The organism is Microcystis sp. M061S2 (assembly GCF_020245605.1).
Classification (GTDB): Bacteria; Cyanobacteriota; Cyanobacteriia; order Cyanobacteriales; family Microcystaceae; genus Microcystis.
In genome coordinates this window covers 41,448-63,353 of the sequence record NZ_JADBUP010000102.1, presented here as the reverse complement: position 1 = coordinate 63,353, position 21,906 = coordinate 41,448, and the positions used below count along the sequence as shown (strand labels likewise).

General features: G+C 52.3%; 23 protein-coding genes. 12 read left to right on the top strand and 11 right to left on the bottom strand.

The features are described 5' to 3' along the window. Nucleotides 1–188: 188 nt before the first annotated feature. On the bottom strand, nt 189–482 hold the full coding sequence (locus IM475_RS17590) for a helix-turn-helix domain-containing protein (protein WP_287728550.1): 294 nt from the start codon (nt 480–482) through the stop codon (nt 189–191). Between the two features lie 338 nt (nt 483–820). Here IM475_RS17590 and IM475_RS17585 point away from each other — a divergent pair, with 338 nt between their 5' ends. From IM475_RS17585 to IM475_RS17575, 3 genes are all read left to right on the top strand, one after another. Next, the gene (locus IM475_RS17585) at nt 821–1,201 is read left to right on the top strand and encodes a DUF6876 family protein (RefSeq protein ID WP_287728549.1); all 381 of its coding nucleotides are present in this window, start codon (nt 821–823) and stop codon (nt 1,199–1,201) included. 308 nt (nt 1,202–1,509) lie between these two features. Continuing rightward, entirely contained in the window at nt 1,510–1,857 is a 348-nt protein-coding gene (locus IM475_RS17580) for a zinc ribbon domain-containing protein (protein WP_287728565.1), read from the top strand. A 278-nt stretch (nt 1,858–2,135) separates the two neighbouring features. Further along, entirely contained in the window at nt 2,136–2,945 is an 810-nt protein-coding gene (locus IM475_RS17575) for a DUF932 domain-containing protein (RefSeq protein WP_287728548.1), read from the top strand. 62 nt (nt 2,946–3,007) lie between these two features. Here IM475_RS17575 and IM475_RS23025 read toward each other — a convergent pair whose 3' ends face one another. Further along, nucleotides 3,008–3,223, bottom strand: coding sequence for a winged helix-turn-helix domain-containing protein (locus IM475_RS23025; RefSeq protein WP_353737458.1), 216 nt, complete (start codon nt 3,221–3,223; stop codon nt 3,008–3,010). Beyond that, nucleotides 3,192–3,320: a hypothetical protein gene (locus tag IM475_RS17570; protein ID WP_287728547.1), complete on the bottom strand. Its 129-nt coding sequence runs from the start codon at nt 3,318–3,320 to the stop codon at nt 3,192–3,194. Before IM475_RS17570 ends, IM475_RS23025 begins: the two co-directional genes overlap by 32 nt. 647 nt (nt 3,321–3,967) lie before the next feature. Here IM475_RS17570 and IM475_RS17565 point away from each other — a divergent pair. The 8 genes from IM475_RS17565 (at nt 3,968) to IM475_RS17530 (ending at nt 14,021) form a co-directional block, all read left to right on the top strand. Further along, nucleotides 3,968–5,152: a hypothetical protein gene (locus tag IM475_RS17565; protein WP_287728546.1), complete on the top strand. Its 1,185-nt coding sequence runs from the start codon at nt 3,968–3,970 to the stop codon at nt 5,150–5,152. A gap of 353 nt (nt 5,153–5,505) precedes the next feature. After that, on the top strand, nt 5,506–6,099 hold the full coding sequence (locus IM475_RS17560) for a hypothetical protein (RefSeq protein WP_287728544.1): 594 nt from the start codon (nt 5,506–5,508) through the stop codon (nt 6,097–6,099). 113 nt (nt 6,100–6,212) lie between these two features. Then, entirely contained in the window at nt 6,213–8,135 is a 1,923-nt protein-coding gene (gene mobF, locus IM475_RS17555; protein WP_287728543.1) for a MobF family relaxase, read from the top strand. A 101-nt stretch (nt 8,136–8,236) separates the two neighbouring features. Further along, the gene (locus tag IM475_RS17550) at nt 8,237–8,959 is read left to right on the top strand and encodes a hypothetical protein (RefSeq protein ID WP_287728541.1); all 723 of its coding nucleotides are present in this window, start codon (nt 8,237–8,239) and stop codon (nt 8,957–8,959) included. Between the two features lie 97 nt (nt 8,960–9,056). Beyond that, nucleotides 9,057–10,673: a type IV secretory system conjugative DNA transfer family protein gene (locus tag IM475_RS17545; RefSeq protein ID WP_287728540.1), complete on the top strand. Its 1,617-nt coding sequence runs from the start codon at nt 9,057–9,059 to the stop codon at nt 10,671–10,673. A 208-nt stretch (nt 10,674–10,881) separates the two neighbouring features. Then, a complete protein-coding gene (locus IM475_RS17540) occupies nt 10,882–11,496 on the top strand; it encodes a hypothetical protein (protein WP_287728539.1) in 615 nt (204 codons plus the stop codon). Between the two features lie 141 nt (nt 11,497–11,637). Next, nucleotides 11,638–12,567, top strand: coding sequence for a tetratricopeptide repeat protein (locus IM475_RS17535; protein ID WP_287728538.1), 930 nt, complete (start codon nt 11,638–11,640; stop codon nt 12,565–12,567). 179 nt (nt 12,568–12,746) lie between these two features. Further along, nucleotides 12,747–14,021, top strand: coding sequence for an AAA family ATPase (locus IM475_RS17530; protein ID WP_287728537.1), 1,275 nt, complete (start codon nt 12,747–12,749; stop codon nt 14,019–14,021). 136 nt (nt 14,022–14,157) lie between these two features. Here the strand turns inward: IM475_RS17530 and IM475_RS17525 are convergent, their stop codons facing one another. The 6 genes from IM475_RS17525 to IM475_RS17500 all read right to left on the bottom strand — a co-directional run bounded on the left by IM475_RS17525 (nt 14,158) and on the right by IM475_RS17500 (nt 17,457). After that, nucleotides 14,158–14,544 (bottom strand): hypothetical protein, encoded by a 387-nt coding sequence (locus IM475_RS17525; RefSeq protein ID WP_287728535.1) that lies wholly within the window; start codon nt 14,542–14,544, stop codon nt 14,158–14,160. Between the two features lie 101 nt (nt 14,545–14,645). Next, a complete protein-coding gene (locus IM475_RS17520; RefSeq protein ID WP_287728533.1) occupies nt 14,646–14,981 on the bottom strand; it encodes a hypothetical protein in 336 nt (111 codons plus the stop codon). Between the two features lie 81 nt (nt 14,982–15,062). Next, the gene (locus tag IM475_RS17515; RefSeq protein WP_287728532.1) at nt 15,063–15,239 is read right to left on the bottom strand and encodes a hypothetical protein; all 177 of its coding nucleotides are present in this window, start codon (nt 15,237–15,239) and stop codon (nt 15,063–15,065) included. A gap of 115 nt (nt 15,240–15,354) precedes the next feature. After that, nucleotides 15,355–15,744 (bottom strand): DUF2493 domain-containing protein, encoded by a 390-nt coding sequence (locus IM475_RS17510; RefSeq protein WP_287728530.1) that lies wholly within the window; start codon nt 15,742–15,744, stop codon nt 15,355–15,357. 149 nt (nt 15,745–15,893) lie between these two features. Beyond that, nucleotides 15,894–16,463, bottom strand: coding sequence for a siphovirus Gp157 family protein (locus IM475_RS17505; protein WP_287728528.1), 570 nt, complete (start codon nt 16,461–16,463; stop codon nt 15,894–15,896). Nucleotides 16,464–16,476: 13 nt separating this feature from the next. Further along, nucleotides 16,477–17,457, bottom strand: a complete 981-nt coding sequence (locus IM475_RS17500; RefSeq protein WP_287728526.1) for a DUF5895 domain-containing protein — start codon at nt 17,455–17,457, stop codon at nt 16,477–16,479. Nucleotides 17,458–17,698: 241 nt separating this feature from the next. Between IM475_RS17500 and IM475_RS17495 the strand changes: the two genes are divergently transcribed. Next, complete coding sequence (locus IM475_RS17495) at nt 17,699–17,980, top strand: type II toxin-antitoxin system ParD family antitoxin (protein WP_287728524.1); 282 nt, start codon at nt 17,699–17,701, stop codon at nt 17,978–17,980. 28 nt (nt 17,981–18,008) lie between these two features. On the opposite strand, the gene IM475_RS17490 is transcribed toward IM475_RS17495, so the two are convergent. Beyond that, nucleotides 18,009–21,476, bottom strand: coding sequence for a plasmid replication protein, CyRepA1 family (locus IM475_RS17490; RefSeq protein ID WP_287728523.1), 3,468 nt, complete (start codon nt 21,474–21,476; stop codon nt 18,009–18,011). Continuing rightward, nucleotides 21,476–21,649 (bottom strand): hypothetical protein, encoded by a 174-nt coding sequence (locus IM475_RS17485; RefSeq protein ID WP_287728521.1) that lies wholly within the window; start codon nt 21,647–21,649, stop codon nt 21,476–21,478. The genes IM475_RS17490 and IM475_RS17485 overlap by 1 nt, the downstream gene beginning before the upstream one ends. Nucleotides 21,650–21,906 lie beyond the last annotated feature (257 nt).

Genomic DNA, 21,906 nt, shown 5'->3' with positions numbered 1-21,906 from the left:
TCTTTACTGCTAAAATTTAGAACTTTTTGGGAAATGCAAGGGGCAACAAGCCCGCACCATGCCCTTTAGGGTTGGCATTGGGTTGTTGATAGCTTTATTTACATAAGATGCTCCGCTTGCACAGATGGAAGAAATTTTTCCTTGTGCAATAAAGCAGTTGAGCCGAGAGTATTTTGATTGGAGCGATCTCATTTAATTTTTTTCTCAAATAGGGCTAAACCCTTGAGCTTATCAGTAGAGCGAGTCGGCTTTCTTTCTTTCGAGACACATCTCACATCTAACGGGGTTTCCGCTTCTAAGAGTTTCCCTACCTCTCGCCAATCCATGCCGACGAGTCGCACCAGATTCACCAGGTAATTCACTGCGGGAGGTACTTCGCCCCCCTCATAGGCGTAGATGCGCGACGACGAGATGTTAAATGTCTTGGCGATGGAATAAGCACTGACATCCGCCTTATCCCGAATTGCCTTTAGTGTTTTCATTCTGTCCCCACAAACAGTAACCACAAGGGTAGTGATGTGGCACAGAAAGTAACATAGCAACGATGATAGAACAAGTATTCGTCATGGGAAACATCACAAACAAGCCAGTCAACAAATCTATTTTTAAAATTCTGGGTTAATCAATCTCAAAACGACTCTCAGCAAAAAAAAACTCGAAAGCACAAAAAATCAAGCCCCCTTTCTTGCCTATATAAGCACCTGTGCTATACTCTCATCACAACGCAGAGAGCAGAACGCTTCAAATACCGCTCAAAGCCCGTTGTATCAGAGAGTAACGCCCTATTGAGTGACTCAATTAGGGCTTTTAGAGGCTTTTTATGATTACGTTGAACAATTTAGAGCAGTTCTATGGAACTGAAAACTACTGGAAAAACCCCTTTCATCCTTTTAAGTACACCGATGGGGTGAAATATGTTGCTGACGAGGGACGAGCCTACTGGTTACTAGACGCGATCGGTTCGTGGCAAATCCACCCCGATATTAAAAATGACCATGCTCTTCAGGAATATCAGTTTTGGACGCTCACTGTTAACCCCGAGCGCTCCGCGCTTCTCACCTGCGAGCGGGATAAAGGTGACGTAAAGATCGAGCAGAAGATTCCCTGCACCGATTTTCCCCTAGAAAAAATTTGCTTCTACCTGATTGGTATGAGGTGGTACCGAGACGGAGGGGTATTGATGCTGCCATCTGAATACTAACCACACAAGGGGGAGGAAGCTCCCCCACATTCACCTCGAACGGAGAAAAAACAGTCACCAGAGACGAACAAATGATGCGCCCGAGCGGACTCGCTACGCTCGACAGTATTTTCTTTTCCCCAGACCGAGTTTTCCACAGCTTTTTTCGCTACGGGAGATCTCTCGTCTCCCTTCACTACAAAATCTATGGAAAACTCTGCTTCATTGGTAACTCGAACACCGACTTGGTCACAGGCTACCTCAGCCTATTGATAAGTCTTGAGGTTAACGAACATCTCGACATTTGGTAACGTCCCCATCGAGCGAACATTCGTGCCAAATCAACAGCGACTTATCAACAGTCTGAGACAGCCTATGACCAAGTCTCACCAACAAATCAACAGTCCCCTTCCCTGACTTGTAATATTTGCCTAAATCAAGTTGGAAGTTTACCGCTTGATCTTAGAAATTGGACTTGTGAGCATTGTCAAACTATTCATGACCGTGACATAAACGCCTCGATAAATATTAGAAATGAAGCCTTACGGATACTGTCGTTGGGAACCAGCGATACTGCTGATGGAGGGGATGTAAGACGACTAGGAGGTAAGATTTCTTGCCTTCTAGACGCAATCCCCGATGAAGTTAGAAGCCCCAACTATATTGCTTGCAATTAGTTGGGGTAGTTCACAAGCATGGTCTTTGAAGCAACGAAAAATTACAACTAGAGACGCACAATTAAATCTCTACAGAAGAAAAAAAGTATCCAGTATCAGACGCGAGCAAAAACGCAAAAATAATTTCCTAGTAACAAAAAAACACACCTAGCATACTTGCCATGTAGTGCAATTGTGCTATACTTTTATCACAACAAAAGGAAAGCGGAACGCTTCAAAACCCGCTTAGTTATGTAAGAAGTACCCGACCTAGTGGTCGGCTTTTTAAGGATTATCCCATGCGTAATTCATTTTTCCTTCAAGACTTGAAAGCCGTCGATGTCAATCGTTTTGATAGTGTGGTAGCGCAAGCACCCGCCCCAACAGTATCTTCCCGCTATACCTTCATACCGACGACCAGAGTCTTGGATATTCTAGCGGATCATGGCTGGATGCCAACGCGGATATCGGAGACTAACACTAGAAAACTCGAATTGAAGGGGTTTCAAAAGCATATCGTTCGTCTGATGAACAGCGATCTAAACCAGAGTATTGGAGTACAGGGGTCGATTCCGCAGATTATTGTTACCAACGCTCATGCGGGAACGGCAGCATTTAACCTACGGATTGGGTTACTTGAAAAAGTCTGCCTCAACGGGTTAGTAGTAGATCGAGGAAACCACGATGAAGCAAATTCCTTCTCAATTCGACACCAAGGATTCAATGATGCTGTTGTCGAAGAGAAAATAAAAACCCTTGGTGCTGAAATGCCCTCAGTTCTAGCTCAGATCGACTCTTTCCGAGCAATGCTTCTGACACGGAATGAACAAAGAGCCTTTGCAGAAGCAGCAATCGAACTACGATTCGACGGCGAAAAGTACGCCGTACAGCCTGATGAATTGTTGCAGGTGCGGCACTCAGAGCAATCCACCCCAACGTTATGGAACACATTCAATGTGGTACAAGAGGCCGTCATTCAGGGAGGGATTAACCAAAGACGGAAGAATGGAAACCGGGTTCGTTCCCGCAAAATCACTGGCATTGATGCCGATCTGCGTCTTAACAGAGCCTTGTGGAGACTTGCGGAGCGTATGGCGCAACTGAAGTAATCCTCCAGAAGTGTTGAGGTTCCCCCCCTCTTTTTATAAGAGGGGAACTACAGTAGCGATCGCTAGTCGGACGCGAACCCGAAATATTCGACTATCCGATACCCGATCCGGCCCCCTTCTAACTCTTTCCTGACGATCCCCTTTTCAATCAATTTGGAGAGGGATCGGCTTACGTTTTGCTGTCTCATACCGCAGATCTCGCCTATTTCTCGCTGAGAGAGAAAAACCACTGCTGTACCATTTCCATCAGCTAACAGCACCAACAGCACCCGAAACATCTCCCCCGTCATCTCCCGATCTTTTACGAGAGTAAATACCGCTTCCTTCCAGTCCATCACCGTACATCATACTTTCCAGTCCATCACCGTACATCATAAAGGATGTGTTTACATCTTATATGATGTATCCCTCACGAACACGATGGCGCACAGATCTGCTCGTCAAAATATTACGGTTTGTTAACAAAGACGAACAGGGGACAATCACAACAGAGAGCCTCAAAGCCTCTTCCCCCCAGATTTTGGCTCAGACCAATGCACCCGTGCGGGTGGCGGCTCGCGGCGGCGAGCAGGGCGGCGCGTTGCCGCTCGTCGGCGTTCGTCAGCCTCGAGGAAACGTTCGCTTGAGTTCGCGGCTGCTCGTGAACCACGAACATTTTGGCAACGTGAGTTGCCCACCTGCATGGGAGTTGTGGCTACAATAATTGAATACGGAAGAGGCGCGAATTCAATTCAGCGCTCCTTTTGTATCCTCGAAAAAGACTGCCTAGTGGGACAGAATGTCCACCTCTTTTGAGGTTATGCGGCCTCAACGGCGAGGCAAAAGACGGGAAACTGGCCATGAGAGGTGAAGGCAAGCCTCCATGTGTGTGTTTTGGCGGGCCATAGGCAATTCCCCAGAGAGGGTCCACTAGCTCTGCGGAAGGCCCAATTGTAAAGATAACGACTCTTACGAGGAATCATACGGACCATGTGTACAAAAGCCTTAATCAACAAACCTTCTCGTTCATTCAAAACATTCTTATGCGCGATCAAAAATTCTGCCAGGTTGAAACACAACAGGGTGCCGCCACCCTTTCGTCTTTTCCTAAGCAGCCTCCTGCCGTTGAGATGGACGAACCCAACTTTGTCTCCCGGTATCTGCGCCGTAAGATAGGCGAAGCTCTAGTAAAGCACTACCTGCCTTGCCTTGATCCTGACAAAGACAGCCGAAGACGATTTTCTGACTTTTTTGCTCTGGTCTACGCGGATATCCGCAGAATCACCTCTAAACAAAGGAGGAAGGTTCCGCCGACAACTGAATTACAAATGGCGGTCCGTTGGCTAATCTCCCCCTATTTCTTCCCAGTGGTGCTTTCACGCCGCTCACTTCTCACGATTATTGATTTGATCTGCCGTGAGGTCGAATCAGAGGTCATCCGCCTTACTGAGTGGGAGAGTTGCCTGAGCGAGGTAATTCCGAGGGAAAGCTCAAAGCCGCTCACTAAGACCTTTGATGCGAAGAATCTTAGGTTTGGGGAGCATTGGCCGCTGGCCTTTCCTTGGGGAACGGCTACGCGCTATTCCCTCGCAGATTTACTGGGAAGTGACAGCGAAACGCTCAGGAAGAATATCGTCTGGGGCCTTGTGGCACTCACTGATGCCGATCCAGATAAATTCATTTTTGTCCGGCACGATCCGAGAAGGGTGGAACTTAAAAACTTCCCCTACTCCCGTATTCAATCTCGGTTCGATCTCTGGAAAAATCTCGGATTCTTTCCCCCAGTAATCGGTGAGCGAATCTCAAACGATACGACGATGAAACTTGTCACCGCCCTTTGGGAGGGAAAGCTCACTGAAATGAAGAAAGAAAACTGCTTTAATCGCTATCTCTTTCTCTCAGATCTCGGTTGGGATAGGTACTATTACACGGAGACAGTAGCCGAGCGGCTGTCGCAGAAGAACTACATTCAAAGTTATTCTGACAGAGCCTTTGATATCCGAAACTTCAAAAGCATGAACCAGCGTCGAGGCTGTAGCAAGAAAGTAATCGACACCTTCTCATTTAAGGACAGATGCGATGAAACACCCATATTCTACTATCAGCCCTCCATAGATTCGGAGGAATACTCGGAGCATAGAGAGCTTGATGAGCGAAGCTTTGACTTGGATCTGACTCGTTACTGGTTTGAAAATCACTATCCCTATCTGGGATCGCTCACAAAATAAGTCTGCGTAACCTTTCCCGTTTTATAGGCGCGTACCGTTGCTCAGAAGATGGAGACAGGATCCAAAAGCCTGTCTCTTTTTTTTGCCCCTATTTCTTCACGAAACCTCACTTCCCCAACAGGGGTGACCCCTACAGCCCCAACGAAATCGCAACGAAATACTGCTCCCTATGTCCATCTCCGATCGACTTTACCGTAGAGATGTTCCGCTAATTCTGAACGGGGAGAGACGAAACGCCAATCGTTTTGTCGTCGCAGATTCTCTGCTTCCTCAAAGACGTTCACCCAACTATTCGTTGCTGTTCTTTCGTTGGAGGTTTTTCCACAGTGTCCACGTTTTCTCGAATCGCTGCTATGAGCTTGAGCCTCTTGTCACTGGCTCCCCTTGGAGCTAACGCGACGGTTGCTCTAACCCCAAGTCATCCAGACTCGCCCATATCCATCAGCTCCTCCGCAACACTCATCAGCTACGGCTATAGCTACGCTGATATGTACCAGTTTGCGGACTACTATCTCACCTACATCATGCCCTACTACCACCCGAGTCCCTACGACCGAGGTGGCTGGCTTCCAGTCGATCCACAAGACCGCAAGATTCTAGCTCGGATCGTGCAGGTTGTCGGGAACAGAACTACCAGAGACGAGATAGCCGCTGCCTTCTTTGAGTTCCAGCGGGCAGTGCCAACTACGCCGACCACTATCAGTCATCCCACCGCCATTGAGCGCGATTTACTGGAGCTAAACATCGACCCCATCATGCCCGGTGCTGACGTGGTATTTGCCGCATTTCCCAGGCTGTACCAAAACATTTCCAATCAGGTCGATATGCGATACCTCACCGTCTGGGAGCAGTTGAAATCGCTAATAGGCCCTGATGAGGTGCGCGACAGGTGGCTCGACACAGCCTACAGCATTATTGGGCGAGTAAGACCTAGTAGGCAACGATAAGAGAGATAGGGGTGCAACGTCCCACACTCCAATCTCTAGGCACGCGGCTTGTGAGTTTTCACTCGCAAGCCATTTTCATTCCTATTCTCAATTAATCAGTCACAGGAGATACAATGACCATTGTCACCATGCACAAAGTTACCCCAGGACGCTACACCTACTATACCCAGGCGGTAGCCAAGGATGACTACTACAGCGAGAAAGGCGAGGCCAGCGGACGTTGGTACGGTAAGGGTGCTCAAGCCCTTGGCATCGAGGGGAGGGCGATTGGGTACCAAGATGAAGCCTACCAGCGTGTCAGTCACGGCTTTCACCCCACCAATGACGAGCAACTCCGGCGCGTAGATCTTAAGACACGAACATACAGAGCTACGGAGAAACATGAGGAGAGAACTGTCCACCCCGTCCTCGCCTATGACTTGACCGTATCCGTTCCCAAGTCCCTATCGATTTACTATGCCACCTGCAAGCCCGACGAGCGGCGAGAGATTGAGGAGTCCCTACGGGCAGCCAATCAAAAGGTGATGGACTACACCGCTGAACACCTCTGCCAAACCCGCAGTGGGCGCGGTGGTAAAACCACGGAAAAAGTAGCCCCAGTCTTTGCCACCTTTACCCATACGACAAGTCGCGCCCTCGATCCGCAACTGCACACCCATATCGTGCTGGTCAACTCGGGACAGAAACAAGACGGCACCTGGGGAGCCATCGACGGCAACCAGTTCTTCCAAAAGGGCAAGACCAAAGAGCTACAGCAAACTCTCGCCAGCATCCACGCTAACGAGTTGCGGCATCAATTAGAAGAGCGCCTGAAACTTCAGACTGTTTCCGCTGAACGCGGGCAGACATTTCACATCGGGGGAGTCCCCATTGAACTCCAAATCGAGATGTCCAAACGGGCGCGACTGATCGAGCAGACCATCAAGGAAGAGTTTCACGACCACGGTTTAGAGCCAAAACCCAAGGACAAGCAGCGCATCGTCATTGAGACGCGGGAGAAGAAACGAGACATTACTCTCTCGGAGCGTTTCGATTACTGGCAGAGTATCGCCAAGGAATTTAATTTCAATCCCGACCAAATACCGAGAAAAAGTTCGCCAGAGGTCAAAGCACACCACTGGCACCAGCTTGTAGATCGGGTCAGTGCCGAACTGCATCGGAGCGATGCTGCAATTACCGAAGGTCGCATCTTGCATGAGTCCTTTCGCAACTCACAGGGGCGATTTGCGACCGATCATCTCTATGAATTCGCCCGCGTTTACCAAGAGAACTTCACCAAGACCATTGAGAGAGAGGGGAAAACGCAACGGGTTCTCAACAGTCAGGGCATCCAATCGGTACGAGATTATTGGATGACCCAAGCCAAGCACACCCGTCCCGATCTCTCCTCCCTCGACGAGCGTGAGCGCACGATGCTGGGCAAGGCGATCGATGTCACGAAGCGTCTGCGAGCGAACTATCAAGCGTATGTGACAGATAGGAGGCGCAGGCAACTTGAGAAGCTCAAGCGGCAAGCCCCACTTCTTTACATCATGGGCAAGATCGACCTGAAGACCTACAAGGCACTGACGCGCAAGCCACCCAAAACTAAGGTGGCCATTGAGATGCTCTACGCTACCCACCAGATTAGTGCTGCTCAACGGCGATACTACCTTGTCATCCTCCAGCAAGAGGATCAGAAGAAAGCGATGGCCAAGAAAGTTGAGCGGCTACAACGGGCTGAAGCTCTCTACAAGGCAGGTGAGATCGACCGCTCCACTCTCGAGGACATCCGAAACGGTAATTTTAGCGCCAAGGAAAACAGCAGAACTGACCGACAGATCGCCGATAATGTAACTTTCCTTGACGGTTACCTAAACCGCGATAAGCCTACCGACACCGAAAGGAAGCGTTCTACCACAAGGGAGATTATCGATATGTGCTTCGCTAAAGGGGAGGGGACTACAAGCCAGAGCAAGCAGCCCAAAGGTAGCCCCTCCCGCTCTCCAGGGCAGCAACACAAGAACCGTGAACGGAATATTGACATTGACCTGTAGTTTCCCACCGAAACGCTAACGAAGCTCTGTCCTAGTCTGTTCGGTCATTGAGTTTTACAAAGGAGATGTACATACAGCACCGCAAGGGTGAAGGAGGTTAGGTGAACCTGTTTTTTTGGGTAGTAGAAGCTGCCTATGGTTTTTTGAGCGAACTACCGACTCGTTATCGGATGAGAGGCATAACTGTTCTGGTCAGCTATTTGCTCTTAGCAGGAGCATTGCTGGTGGGGATGTTCTTCTGGCCGTTCATCCTCAAGCTGGGCTTATCCCTTCCCCTCCTTTTTCGGGGGAATTTTAACGCCGCCTCCTTTGTCTGGAGCGTCTCGGACATGAAGGCATCGTATCTTGACACTGTTCTCTACGTCTGGGGTGGTTACTGCGGACTGGTGTACGGCAGCTATTTTTGCCAGTACTGGGAGAATCTTCTCGAACTCCGACAGGAGTGGCTCTACGCCTACGGGATGTACCCTAAAGCTCGCAAGTGGATGCCGTGGGAGTTAGAGGAGATCCCCCTCTGGAGTAGCCTCTATACCCTCGTCCATCTGATTCTGGGAACGGTTAGTCTCTTGGTCATCTCGGGGACATTGAGTTACGTGCTTAGAACCACATTCAAGGTCACGTTTCAGTTCTCATTCCAGCTTACCACCGTCATGTTGGTGGCGATCGTCATCTATCAGTTCCTTGCCAGTCCCGGCTTTAATACGGCATTTGTTCAGCAGATTGCCAGCTTCATCTGTCGTGACGTTCACCTAAAGCGGGACATCAAGTGCGCCCAGCGCAATATTGCCCTCGTGCAACTGCGAGGGGAAGCAGGTGAGGAGTAACCCTTCCTCAAAATCTATCCATCGCGTCCCCATGCTGCACCCAGCAGCCCTCCTTGGGGACGTTCTTTCATTCCAGAACTTCTACCCCATAAGAACCATGAGAAACCGTACCATCACCGAAGAAAACAGCGACTGGCTTTGGAGAGGACAGCCGGGGAGGCAGGAATACAAGGAACAACCGCTCATCCCCCACCACTCCTTTGACCGCCGTACTCTCATCCCCCTTGGCTCTACCTATTGGGGCGGACACGTCCTGCCGATGGCAGAGCAGATCGGCCACGCGCTGGAGATCGGTACGAGCCGCTCCGGGAAATCTAACCTCCTGAACATCAGGATCGATAGTGTTATTAAAACCCTCCACCAAGGCAATGACCGGCGCATCTTCTGCGTCGATACCAAGGGAGATGTCATCGACATCTTTGAGGCGAGGGGAGTGCCCTATATCGTCTATAATCCCACCGACCGGGACTCTTGGGATTGGGACATCGCCAAAGACCACCGGAGTCCGAACAGCCTCTACCAACTTGCCTGCACCCTCATCCCTCAAGGGCGGGAGACTAATCCGTTCTGGACGGATGCAGCCAGAGCTATCTTGGCTGGTTCTCTCATCGCACTTCAGTCGCGCTATCCCGGTGCGTGGACGCTCGGCGATGCCATCATCATGACTCTCTTTCCGATGGAGGAGCTAATCCCACTGTTGAAAGCCTGTCCGGGGAACTCTTTCCTTGCCCACCAGCTACAAGCCATCCTCGATAGCGGGGATCTCAAACTGGCTTCGAGCTTGCAGATGACCCTGTACGCAAACGTAGCCAAACTCATTCCCGCCGCCGCTAACTCCCAGCGAGCCTCTCGGCGCTTTACCTTGCACGACTTCCTCGAGCGCTCTCAAGCCCTCGTCGTGGTTCCTGACCAAGAGGCGTTAGAGACTGTAATTCCGCCGTTCCATGCCATGATGTCGCGGCTGACGGCGATGCTCGCCAATCAACCAGATAGTGTCGTGAGCGAAACCTATTTCTTCCTCGATGAACTCTCTTTCTTGGGGAAGATTCCCAATCTGGCGCAGCTTGTCACCTTTACTGCGAGCAAAGGAGGGAAAGTTGAGGCAGCGACACAAGGTATCGGACGCATGAAGGAGGACTACGGAGAGGGGGTGTTAGCCGACATTCTTGAATGCTTCACCTGGAAGACCATCCTCAGAACCCAAGACCCCTACACGGCGAATTGGGCAGCGAGTCTCTTTGGCGTGAGGGGGGATTGGGTGCGCACGCCCAACCTAGGCGAGTATGGACACCAACATCAATGGTTGTCTCGTCCCTTGGTGACCAACTTCGAGATCATGCACGGCTTGCCCTTTGCCAGCCCCCAGGCGGGCGTAACCGCCTATTTCCTGCCGGGTAGTTCGCCACAGTATCGAGAGGCTCTGCCCTATAAGGGTACTGTCTCTGCCCCAACCATCAACCTGCTCAATCCCCGGCTCACTGCCAGACGGCGGATACGGCAGTTTCCTCGCAGTTTTGCCGAGCAACTGCTCGACCCCAATCTCTTCCTCATGCAGCACCGCCGCGTTGTGGAGAAATTCAAACCTGAAAATGCAGGAGGATGGGAGGAAGCGATCGTCAATGCCTACCGAGCGAACATCCGCCCGCTTCTCCAGAATCTCATGGCGAGGGCTTTTGAGGCGGAAGTAAAGGCAACACGAAACGCAAAATGTTAACGGCGCGTTAACATTACGAACTGCCTCATTCTGGGGGGCAAAACTACAAATGAAGTAACTGTTCCGTACAGTTGAATATTCACAAGGGGCTGTTGTCTTTCAGATCAAGACAACAGCTTTTCTAACGAAACGCTAACGAAACTCCATAAAACAACGAACGGGGAGGAAGTCCGAAAATAGAGTTGTTCACTTAGTTTAGGAGGTAGTGATGGGACTGAGCAAAAAAGAACTCATGTCCAAGTACAGCATCTCCAGAAGCTCCTTGGACAATACCCTTAAAGCCTTGGGTATTGACCACACCAAGAACTTCTACTCTGACGAAGAGGTGCAAGATTGGATCGAGCCAGCCCGCAAAATGATCCAGGATAAAAAAACCCTTGCTCAGGTAGGCGAGTGGGCGACTGCCAAGCGAGCCGCCGCAATGGTAGTGCCCGCCGAAGATGAAAAGCTTGTTGACGATGCAAGTTTTGCTGACGGAGCAAGGGTACTGGGCAAGCAAGTCGCTCAAGACTTCGTTGATGCGATGATAACGCCCGCCTTGATGGATGAACTGCGAAATCCGTTGCGGAGTATCAGCCGCATCTTGGGGCAGATGTCTTCCGGCGAAATTAGGTCACTCATCGAAACCAATGACTACCGACAAGATCTGGCAAGGCTGATGGAGCGGGAGAGTCCACGCCGTCTTGTTGGAAGCGGTAACAGCTCTGCACCCCGCCTTATCGAACAGGGCAGGGATGCTGAAGAGGATCTAGAGGAAGAAGAGGATGACCCGTTCAAGAAATACGAGGATCTGCCTCTCGATCATGAGGGACAAGACGGTTGAGCGGATAGGAGGATGGGAGGCTTCTCCCTCCTTTTTCACCCCAAGTGGGTTTTTTGTTTTTATTGCACAGTTACACAGGTTACAAGCCAGGAGGTTGTGATGAACGTATGTAGTGGAAGAGTCTTAGGGATAGTCGCTGGAATGTTGGCGATCGCTGTCAGTGGATGTTCAGTGAACCCGCCGGAGAGTTCTCAAGCGGCAGTCCCTTCAGATCAGGTAGAGCAGGTAGCACCGACAAGTACGCCGGAAGCGACACCAACACCCGTAGCTCAAACGAACGTACCCACACCCGAAGAAGCCAATGAAGTTCCGCAAGATCCCGTGGCTGAAGGGGTGAACGCCTATAAGGAGAAAGATTATCAGAAAGCCTATACGCTCCTCTTGCCGAAGGCGATTGAAGGGGACGCTGAGGCACAGGTCTATGTGGGACTGCTGTTTTTGTACAATTATGGCTACGATGGTGTTGTCCAGCAAAATAATGAGACGGCAGGGATATGGATAAAGAAGTCTGCCGAGCAGGGAAACCTGATGGGACTGCACTATTTGGGATTTATCCACGATAACTGCAATGTCCCATTCTGCGATGAAGCTGTTGCGATCCAAAACTATCAGATGGCGGCTGAGAGAGGATATATCCCCAGTCAGGTTGCCCTCGCCTGGATGTACCACAGAAAGCCCTTTGAGCCCAGCGCGAGCGAGCGAATCATGTATTGGTTCGGCAAGGCGGCAGAGAGCGGCAGCCTCGAAGCGAAGATCGCCCTGGCAGAGATCTACTATGAAGGACGGCTGGTCTCAGCCGACTACGGGAAGGCTCTTGCCTATCTCAAAGAAGTGGTCGACCAGGGAAACACCAAAGCAATCGATGAGGATACCTCACAAGCGAAGTATCTCTTGGGCGTGATGTATGCCAAAGGGCTAGGCGTAGCCAAGGATGAGGCTATGGCGTTCCACTGGTTTAGGGAAGCTGTCCAAGAAGGCGAACAGGCTTCCTCTGGGGGCAAGAGTAGGTACTACGACGTAGTAAAGCGTTCCAAGGAGGCGATGGAGAAGTTGGGGACGGGGACGCTGTAGGGAGAGGCTCTCTGTGTCCGAGGAGGAGAAACTTTGATTGTGATGGCGCGGCAGGGAAGCCTGACCGCGTTTTTGTTGTTACTGAAGGCATTAATTCACAGCTATACATAAAAATAAATTGTGTTTCTGCATAATTTGTGCAAATATTAATTATATTCTGTCACTGCCTGGTGAATAAAATGCTGCTCGATTTTCGTGTAAAGAACTTCCGCTCCTTCAGGGACGAGCAAGTCTTTAGTCTCGTTGCGGCCAAGGACAAGACACTTCAGGATCTCAACACGATGCCGTCGGGTATCAAGGCTGCGCCTCTTTTAGTACGCAGCGCGGTTATGTACGGAGCAAATGCAGGGGGGAAATCTAACTTTATCAAGGCCATGCAGTATATGAGGGGTGTGGTTATCGAATCTGCCTCTGTGATGCACCCCGGACAGACTTTCAATGTCCAGCCATTTCGCCTCGATAGTGACTCCAGCACGCTTCCAACCGAGTTTGAGATCACCTTTATCCTTGAAGGGGTGCGTTACCAATATGGATTTACCCTTACACCACAGCGGGTACTAAGCGAGTATCTGTTGGTTTACAGGGCTTTTAAGCCACAACAGTGGTTTAATCGACACTACGACCCCGATACTAATAAGGATGTATATGAGTTTGGCTCCGGTCTGAAGGGGCAGAAAAGTGTTTGGGAAGGAGCAACCCGTGCTAACTCCCTATTCCTGTCGATGGCAGTTCAGCTCAACAGCGAACAACTGCGGCCAGTATTTGACTGGTTTGTGCATAAACTCGTCATCTTCAACGACATAACGCCCTTGGCTCCCCAGTATTCTGTCGAGATGCTGCGAAGACCAGAGGGCAGGCAAGTGATCTGTAACTTTCTCAAAGCTGCTGACATTAGCATCGCCGATATCGATGTCGTTACTCGAACAATTCCCGGACAGGCTGTTCACTTCGATCTAGCGGCGGACAAGACCGAAGTCCGAGAGGAGGAACAAGAGGTTCACGAGTTGCGTTTCCACCATGTTACCGAGCATGGTACCGCCGTGTTTGGACTCAATGATGAGTCTGCGGGGACTCGCAACTTACTGTTTCTCACTGGCCCGGTTCTCGATATCTTAGACCGGGGCACAACGCTGGTAGTCGATGAACTCGATAACAGTATGCACCCGTTGTTAGTGCGCAGGCTGGTAGAGATGTTTCACAATCCAGCACTGAATGCCAAGGGCGCACAGTTGATCTTCAGCACCCACGATACGTCGCTCCTCGACAACGATCTCTTCCGGCGCGATCAGGTCTGGTTTGTTGAGAAAAGTGCCGATCAGGCATCGTCGCTTTATCCTCTATCAGATTTCAGTCCACGGAAGAACGAAGCGATCGGACGCGGATACCTGATCGGGCGTTATGGTGCGTTGCCTTTCCTTGCCGATTGGCGCGAGGTTAAGAATGGCTCGCGATAACTCACCTAAAATTAGACAACAAACTCAACTAATTCGTAAGCTCAATCTAGGTCGGTGAGGATGTCAACAATCTTTGACACTCCCCGCACGTGACGGGGATTCTGAAATCTTCTCCTGCACTACCGCTTCTCCTGCCCTACCCGGCAAGCAAACTCAGCTCCGCGTTGATATAGTCCACAGGAGAGATATCAGATACCTTGGGTGGATGGGCAGAGCGATCGCGGCGGACGAAGGCGAGGAATGCCGCCTCTGGCATCCCCCAGACCTTTACCTCCCAGTCGTACTGCCCCTGGGTGAATCGCTTTGAAGCTCGCACGGCTACATCGTTGCAGTGACGGCCTGCAATCCTTTGGGCAAAGGCTTGAGCATCGCTCTTTTGGCTAAAAGCGAAATAGTAAACGGTCTCGAAATTGAGGGCAGCAATGGCAGCGCAGCGTTCGGAATACTGATGCCAGAGAAATCGATGCTGCTGTCCTGAACGGGTGATGTCTTGGGAATAGAGGGGTCTGATTGTATTCTGCATAGTGCAGTTCCTCATCTAATTGTGGACGAGAGATGCGCTAGCATCACCACTATCCAAGAGGAGCAAGACTGTTATCGTCGCGGATATGTTTTAGACATAAATCAGTTGGCAAATAGTTTTAGTTGAACCGAAGTTCCCTGCGGTAAGAGGTTCAAGGTGCGGCAGGCGAAAGTATGAGACTCACTTCTCGCTTCAGGGAAGATGGCAGAGCTGCTGTGCAGTACGAGCGCATTGCCGACCTCTTCAAGGATACGGCAAACAGAAGCATCATCTCGCCGATAGGCAATGATGCGCCCCAATTTTGTTGCCGATTCACGATGGAGCCGCTCGGTAAAGGGGCACCGTTTCTTCCACTTTTTCGCAGCCACACCAAGCTCCGCTTTGAGGGCAAGCAGTTCCTCAAAAATCTCTGCCCGCAAATTCGTTAGGGCATTCATGGGGGCTTTCTAGTTAACAGTGGCAATGAAGGCGAGATGACGAGGGTGGCAGCACACAGGAAGTGCCGCCTCACCTACAATTCAGAACGGAACATCTTCAAGGGGCGGATACCACGGACAACTGGCACAGTCGTAGTACACCTCACAGGTATCGCCCTCATAGACCGGCCAGCCTGTCACTGGGTCATATCCAACTAAGATGGGACTGCATTCGAGTTCATCAATCCAGTCGCCGCGCCCGGCTTCGAGATACAGCATAGAGGAATCTCCTTAAGTACGGGTTGTGTTTCATTTTGTTGTGAGGATGCTCGCTCTTAACAGGGAGGTATTCTCACCAAAAGTACGTTCGTGTAAGAGGGTCATCAGAGAACCACTAATAGCGCACGACTCTGAGTACCAGTCCCTGTCTCTTGGCTAGGGAGATCGCGTGAGCCGTGCCTTTTGATGTCCCATCCCAGAAACAGATGCAGTGGGTTGCATAGCTAACCATCATCTCGTTCCTGCGATAACCCGCAGCCCTACCGAAACGCTCCCAGTTCGCGGGAAATTGCTTAAGGGACAGGCTACGTTCTTTGGCGTACTGTTCTCCCAAGGTATCTGCACCGCGAGCTTTGCCGCTCACGATTTCAAGATCACCTGACAGAAGATACGCTTGGAGGTAGAAGTCCAGCTTTTGTTCGAGTAACGAATAGTCAGTGAACGTCCTCGAACCAGCGACAATAACCTTGATCATGATCAATGGCATCTTTACTCGTTGTGCCATTGGTAGCCGCTAGGCGAATGGGGATTGGCTTCGGAGACTCGACCGAATGGGGAGTCAGGTATGGATTCAAGAGGGCAACGGCGGATACTCGTCGTTCTCAGGAGAACGGGGGGAGATGTTAACGCGCCGTTAACATCTCCCGTATTCCGTTACCGAATCTGCAAACTAAACTCCACCTCGCTGCTAAACGATGCCCAAGGCAATTCCGATTCCTTGAGTACCTTACGAATTTCGGTGAGGCAAGGTTCATAGGTAATCCGCACGAAATGTTCGGGCAACTCTTCTGGGGCGCAGTGGAGGATGAGCTTGGGTGGCTTCTTCCGTACCGAGAGCTTGGCGTAAACGCCTTCAATTTTGAGGCGTCCGGTGCGTACCATCTCATTGATCAGGTAACGCCGTAGTGCGGTAGCTCGGTTTTCTGCCTGCGTTGCTAACTCTCGCAACCTGCGGCTCTCCTCTTTACGGGCTTCTGCTAAGGCTTCGATGTGACGGATAAAGCCAGCTACATGAGCTGCTTTCTCATCAAAATTCGCTCCCGCTTGCAGCCATTCATTCAGGGCATAGGCAGCGCGAACATCCTTCTGGGCTTCGGTTAGGTCTTCAGCATCCAAGATGTCGCTGATTATCCCTTCAAGCTCCGTCAGGGCACTACCGATCTCCCAGAGTTTAGGCAGTGCTTTTCCATTCTTTTCGGGTTCAGTGGGTTTGAGTGCGTACATGGCGATATCCTCCCTAGAAGTCGTCGGTATAGGGTGCAAAGGTGATCGCAGCGCGGTCGAAGGTGGGATCTGGCTCATCATCATCAGGAAGCGATGGCTCATAGGCTGTCTCGGTTGCCGGTGGTGCGGTCTCCTCGCCTACCGCACTCGCACCGAAACCCTGATACTGCTCGAACAGGGAGCGGATCAGCTTACCCGTCTCGCTCTCCTTGGGAATGAGCCACGACTGGAGCGGTTCGCTCACCAGGGTGACGATGCGCTCATGCCGTGCTACTTCTCCCGCAATCCCAGAGGAATCGACGGTAGGCTTAGAGCGGCGTTTGGGGCAGACAAAGGGTGCTTTCCCCTTGTGCAGACCGAGTTCGATGGAGATCGCTGTCCGGGCGATCGCACTATCACTCAGTTGCACCCCTGATACGCCGCCATACTCTCGGTACGCCAGATCGACCTCAGCACGGAAGGCACGGAGTTCTTCCCCAATGCTTCCACCAGGCCCCCTGCCCAGCCCCAAGCTCAAGGGGACATCGTGCAGCGGTTGGTTGTCTTGATTGAGGAGCAGGAGCAGGTAGCGGGTGCGGAAGCGATAGGTCTCCTTGTCCGCTTCAGCTTTCAGTCCCAGTGCAGTTAAGGTACCACCGCGATAGGCAGCACCAAGTGTGCGCCACCCGTTACTCGCTCTCTCCTGCACGTCGATGCCATTACTGCGGTGAATGATGGCTAGGCGGACGCGCTGGGCAAGCCAACCCTCAACGACACGCTCATTCCCCTCATCGCCGAAGGTAACTTGAACGGAAGTGAATGAGTTGTCGGGTGTGAAGTTGACCTTCTGTGCCTGGTCATTGGGAACGAACAGCCCCCAGTGACAGCTATCGCCCAATTTCTTGAGTTGAGCCAATGGCAGATTAGGTGGGTTAATTATTTGGCAGAAGGCAAGCGAATGTAAGGGTACGGTCTCCCCGTCAAATTCGCCGCGCAGATCGGTTGCAACGGTCATGGTCTTCATTCCCTCCTGGGTCAGTATTGTTGTCTGACACGAGGGTCGCTAGACCCGAAGAGGGTTGGAGATTTTAGATTGCAGATTGCAGATTGAAATTCCACAAGCCCAGTTCTTTTGAGGGCTGGTAGATTTACTCCGACAATATGTTACCGTTAGACGAATTAAAAGGAATCCTTTTTCACTGGCATTTGGTGGGAATAATTACTACCATTAAGGGAGGTCTAAAGTGGGGCTTCCTATGTCCACAGTTGAAAAAATTAGCGTGGCGTTGCCACCCGAGATGATTGCCGTGATTCGCGCCGCTGTTGATAGCGGGGAGTATTCGAGCGCGAGTGAGGTGATCCGTGAAGCACTCAGGGGATGGAAGATCAAGCGAAAGGTTGAAGCTCTTGAGCTTGATGAACTTCGCCGCCTTGTCCAAGAGGGAATCGACAGTGGCCCATCTATCGACGCGGAAATTGTCTTCTCCCGCCTGCGAGAAGCATACGCTTCACGTAACCCTGAAGAGGCTCAAGGCTAATTCGCAGGTTACTGCCCACAGCCTATCCCTACATCCCCCAAGCCACCGCCTCAGCGAACGCCTGGAACTCTTTCGGAAAGACCTCTCGAGCAACCTCCTTAATTCGCTCACTGAGTCGCTCCCAGAGCGCGCTTCCACTCACCACAGCAGTACGGACTAATTCGGTGGCGTGTTGTAGCAAACCTTTCAGCTCCTCCCCCTTCGCCCCCTCAATGGCGGTGACGAGATCGCCTGCTACGGAGGGAAGTGCCGTTCTATCCTGGCTTTCATCCATTTCTCCGCACAATTGTGCGTTATTAATACTATCTGCAAAAGGTGCGGGAGCCTCTAATGCTCGTTCCGCTTGGATTTGGGCGGCTCTTCGGCTCAGGCTCTCGAGGACGGCAATCCGGTCGGAGTCAGTGAGCAAGGCCAGATCGACCTGGTAGAGCCGCTTGCGGTTCTTATCCTCCCCACAACACTTGAGCCGCAGTCCCACTCGTTCCAACAATCGGTTGATGGCGAAGATGGGAGAGGTTTTTTTGGTGACCGTGATGCCGAAGGCGAGCCTCAACTTGTGGTAGAGCCGCCGTGCTTGGGTATAAACTCGCTGGATCTCTGGCGAGTCCTCCGAGTAGATCTTCTCACCCTTCACCGTGTCGATCGCCTCAAACAGTCCCACCTGCCGCAGGACGCTAACCTGGAGGGTAACTGTCCTGACATCAGGCAGGTACACCGCTCCAGAAGCAAACTTAGCGAGCTGGGAGAGCCAGATTTGGGTGTCTCGGGCTGCTGCCTCCTTGGGGTGCTGGCAGTACCAGTAGAGCCGAACGGCGTTGAGCCAGTGGCGGCGGTCAGCGGTAACGGCTTTGTAGATGAACTCTGGGGTTAGCTCTATCCCCGGTAGTTCCGAACGAAGGAATGCCTTGGCTATTTCATGACGCTGTTCTTCGGTCGGGTTCGGACGCTGGTTCAGGAGCAGGGCGACATCCAAGGGGATATCAGCCGCCCTGGAGATCGCCATTGCTACCTCTACTGGCAGCACCCCCTTAATCTGAGCGATAAGCTGCCCCTGCTCCGTCCGCTTGTTTGTGGACTTCTCCACCACCTGGTGCCCCTCCTCCCGCAACTCCTGGAGCAGTTGCTCGGCAAGATGGGCGAGGGCGAAGTTCTTGCGAGCCATAAGGTCGCTATAGCAGTCGAGGTGGGGGTTATCCCAGGTCTTGGTGTTGGCATCCCAGATTTGGGCATAGACCCCCATCAAATGGGAGTCGGTCGCCCCGTCTCCCGCAATCGCACGGGCGACATCGAGGAGGATAGATGTCTCCTTGTGAAAACAGAACAGCTTTTCCTTAATCTCGTGGGGCAGGAAGAGGGCTTCCCCGTCAAGGATGCCCCGCTCTCGACACCAGACGTACCGAGGTATGGGCTGGCGGTTGCGTCCGAGCATCTGCCGCGCTTGGCTCGGTTCGACCGCCCCGAAGAAGAAGCCGTACACCTCGTCGAACCATGACCCATCAATGCTCACCCCTGCCCCCATTGAGGGGGTGTAAATCAGCACTTGGGGCTGGAGCGAGGTGATGCTCTCGTTCGGCCGCTCAACGAAATTGCGCCCGAAATCCGTCTCGGTGGTGGTGCTATCGATGCGGATCATGTTGATGTCGGGCTGTGCCTGCCGGATTGCTCGTTCGATTGCCTCAGCTTCGCTCTGGGAGTCGGTGGCGATGGCGAGGCGCCGGGGACGCACCGTGCCATCTGCCTCCACCACTGGTTCCTGTAACTGGGACAGGAGTTGCTCGTGCAGCATATCCTTCTTGCCTCGCCAGAATTCGACGTTCCAGGTGGGGACGCTCCCCTCTGGCTCGTTGACGATTAGTTGTAGGGGTGTGGTTGGTGCGAGGGTGCTGAAGTAGCGCAGCGAAATGTCACTCAGATCAGCGTCAGCGATGAGCAGACACCCACCCCCGAGCAACAGTTCAGCGAGCTTGGTTTCAAGGGTACGCAGGATTTGAGGGCGTTTCTCCTTGCAGGTAGCACTCAACATCAGGTGCGAGATCGCCAGTTCCGCTTCGTCGATGACGACCAAGGTGTTGTGGAAATCCCGCTCCTGGAGCTTCCAGAAGCTGTCCCAACACAGGCCGAGGGCGGCGATGTTCTCCAGGGCTGCTTGATGGGAGACTCCCGCAAAGAGTAGGTCGCCCGCCCACTCGAACTCGCACTTGGCTGCCTGCTCCCGTCCCAAGGCACGACGGGGCGTGGGGAAGATCACCTTCATCCCCCGTGCTTCAGCCATCTCTTTAATCCCCTTGATCTGCACTGTCTTGCCGGTTCCCTTGGGAGAGTGTAAGGCGACAATTCCCTCTAACCGGACTAAGGAACTGAGGTTGGGGAGGTAGCGTTCTGCTAGACGCAGGGTTGGGGTAGCCGAGAGGGAGTGAAGCCGCTTCTGGACGGCGATGGTGGTAGCGCGGCGCTGCTCCTTGCGGGCGATGTCGTAGAATTGGGCGGGGTCGAGATAGGCAAGCTGTTGCAGGGTGGCATCCGGCACCTCATCAATATCGCTACCTCCCTTCTGCACCTGTCCCCACCAGGCGACCTTGACGGTGTAACCCTGGCGACTGAGGTAATCGATCTGCCGTTCCCAACGGCGCATCACCGCGAGGTTGAGTACGTCGCCGCCATCGGGAAAGATTACTGCCTCCTCTGCTCCGTCCAGCATCGATGCCAGTTGCTTGGGGCTGTTGTCAAAATGCCCCCCGGACGCGCCGATGAACGGTATCGGGATTCGCTTGGCGGCGAGCATCACTTTCAGCCCGCCCTCACCCAGCCCGACGCGCTTCCTGTTCGTGCTGCCGCCATCGATGAAGGTGAGAGGTAGTTCGAGGGTTCCCCCGATGGCGATGTGACTGGAGAGTTCACCTTTCGCCCAGCGATACTTACTTGCTTCTACCTTGTCGAGGCGGATCTGGTAGCCGTGGATCTGCCCCTCGCGGTTGAAGAAGGGGACGGTGAAGCCGCTGCTGGCCACACTAAAGCGCCGGGCGTTCTTGACACCAGGAAAAGCCCAGGGCACGGCAGCTACCACATCCTGATTGGGGGCAACGGAGAAGAAACCGTAGCGCGAGATCTCCTCATCGCTAAAGCCGCGAGAGATAAGGTTTTCGCGGTGCGGTGCATCCAGACCGGAAGCCCGCCCGCAACGACGGAAAGCATCTTCGAGTTGTTTTGCCGAGAGTGCGTGTTGTAATTGGCGGGCATCATCCTTCTTGCGGTCGCGCTCAATGTGGCGTGAGATCGCCTCAAAGGAGTCTCCCCGCAGGTTGTAGGTAGATGCCGGGACGAACAGTCCCCAGATATCTTGGATGGGTTTGACGAACTGCCACTTGCCAATGTTCTCACCGAGAATGTAGGAGTGGCAGAGGACGTTACCGAGGCTGGTGATGCGGCAGTCCCCTTGCATATCGGAGCAGACTGGGCAGGGGCGATAGCGCGTTGTGGAGAGGAAGGGGCGACTCATTAGCGCACCTCCTGAGAAGAGCGAGACAGTGCGGGAGCGGTCTCATCACACTGCTTGGGGGAAACGGAGAAGAAGCCGTAGCGCGAGATCTCCTCATCGGTACGCTCAAAAGATAAGGCAGGAGGAACGCATCTTTGACCTGATTCCTTCATCCATAACGGATGTCGCCGCACCCGTAGCCCACTCTCGAGTGCCAACAGTTGGTGGTGGGAGCTTTTAACAAGAGTTTTTGCACCTGCGGGAACTGAATGCCGCATCCGGGTGCGGTTGAAAATACTAAGAACTAGGGACGTAACAAACATTTTCTGTGCCTCTTATTTTTCTGAGGCACGGACTTTGTCCACTTAGAACGCTAACCTGCTATACTAGAAATTGTCGTTTCGAGTGTATAGCTATGCTGTATACCGATGTTCTGAGTGGGGCCTTCCGT

Bases quoted from the DNA above. Each gene is read 5' to 3' on its own strand.
- IM475_RS17510 (WP_287728530.1), bottom strand. From the start codon at position 15,744: ATGGCACAACGAGTAAAGATGCCATTGATCATGATCAAGGTTATTGTC.
- IM475_RS17565 (WP_287728546.1), top strand. From the start codon at position 3,968: ATGCGCGATCAAAAATTCTGCCAGGTTGAAACACAACAGGGTGCCGCC.
- IM475_RS17500 (WP_287728526.1), bottom strand. From the start codon at position 17,457: ATGACCGTTGCAACCGATCTGCGCGGCGAATTTGACGGGGAGACCGTA.
- IM475_RS17590 (WP_287728550.1), bottom strand. From the start codon at position 482: ATGAAAACACTAAAGGCAATTCGGGATAAGGCGGATGTCAGTGCTTAT.
- IM475_RS17490 (WP_287728523.1), bottom strand. From the start codon at position 21,476: ATGAGTCGCCCCTTCCTCTCCACAACGCGCTATCGCCCCTGCCCAGTC.
- IM475_RS17530 (WP_287728537.1), top strand. From the start codon at position 12,747: ATGCTGCTCGATTTTCGTGTAAAGAACTTCCGCTCCTTCAGGGACGAG.
- IM475_RS17535 (WP_287728538.1), top strand. From the start codon at position 11,638: ATGTTGGCGATCGCTGTCAGTGGATGTTCAGTGAACCCGCCGGAGAGT.
- IM475_RS17495 (WP_287728524.1), top strand. From the start codon at position 17,699: ATGTCCACAGTTGAAAAAATTAGCGTGGCGTTGCCACCCGAGATGATT.
- IM475_RS17520 (WP_287728533.1), bottom strand. From the start codon at position 14,981: ATGAATGCCCTAACGAATTTGCGGGCAGAGATTTTTGAGGAACTGCTT.
- IM475_RS17540 (WP_287728539.1), top strand. From the start codon at position 10,882: ATGGGACTGAGCAAAAAAGAACTCATGTCCAAGTACAGCATCTCCAGA.
- IM475_RS17560 (WP_287728544.1), top strand. From the start codon at position 5,506: ATGAGCTTGAGCCTCTTGTCACTGGCTCCCCTTGGAGCTAACGCGACG.
- mobF (WP_287728543.1), top strand. From the start codon at position 6,213: ATGACCATTGTCACCATGCACAAAGTTACCCCAGGACGCTACACCTAC.
- IM475_RS17570 (WP_287728547.1), bottom strand. From the start codon at position 3,320: ATGATGTACGGTGATGGACTGGAAAGTATGATGTACGGTGATGGACTG.
- IM475_RS23025 (WP_353737458.1), bottom strand. From the start codon at position 3,223: ATGTTTCGGGTGCTGTTGGTGCTGTTAGCTGATGGAAATGGTACAGCA.
- IM475_RS17575 (WP_287728548.1), top strand. From the start codon at position 2,136: ATGCGTAATTCATTTTTCCTTCAAGACTTGAAAGCCGTCGATGTCAAT.
- IM475_RS17525 (WP_287728535.1), bottom strand. From the start codon at position 14,544: ATGCAGAATACAATCAGACCCCTCTATTCCCAAGACATCACCCGTTCA.
- IM475_RS17515 (WP_287728532.1), bottom strand. From the start codon at position 15,239: ATGCTGTATCTCGAAGCCGGGCGCGGCGACTGGATTGATGAACTCGAA.
- IM475_RS17545 (WP_287728540.1), top strand. From the start codon at position 9,057: ATGAGAAACCGTACCATCACCGAAGAAAACAGCGACTGGCTTTGGAGA.
- IM475_RS17505 (WP_287728528.1), bottom strand. From the start codon at position 16,463: ATGTACGCACTCAAACCCACTGAACCCGAAAAGAATGGAAAAGCACTG.
- IM475_RS17585 (WP_287728549.1), top strand. From the start codon at position 821: ATGATTACGTTGAACAATTTAGAGCAGTTCTATGGAACTGAAAACTAC.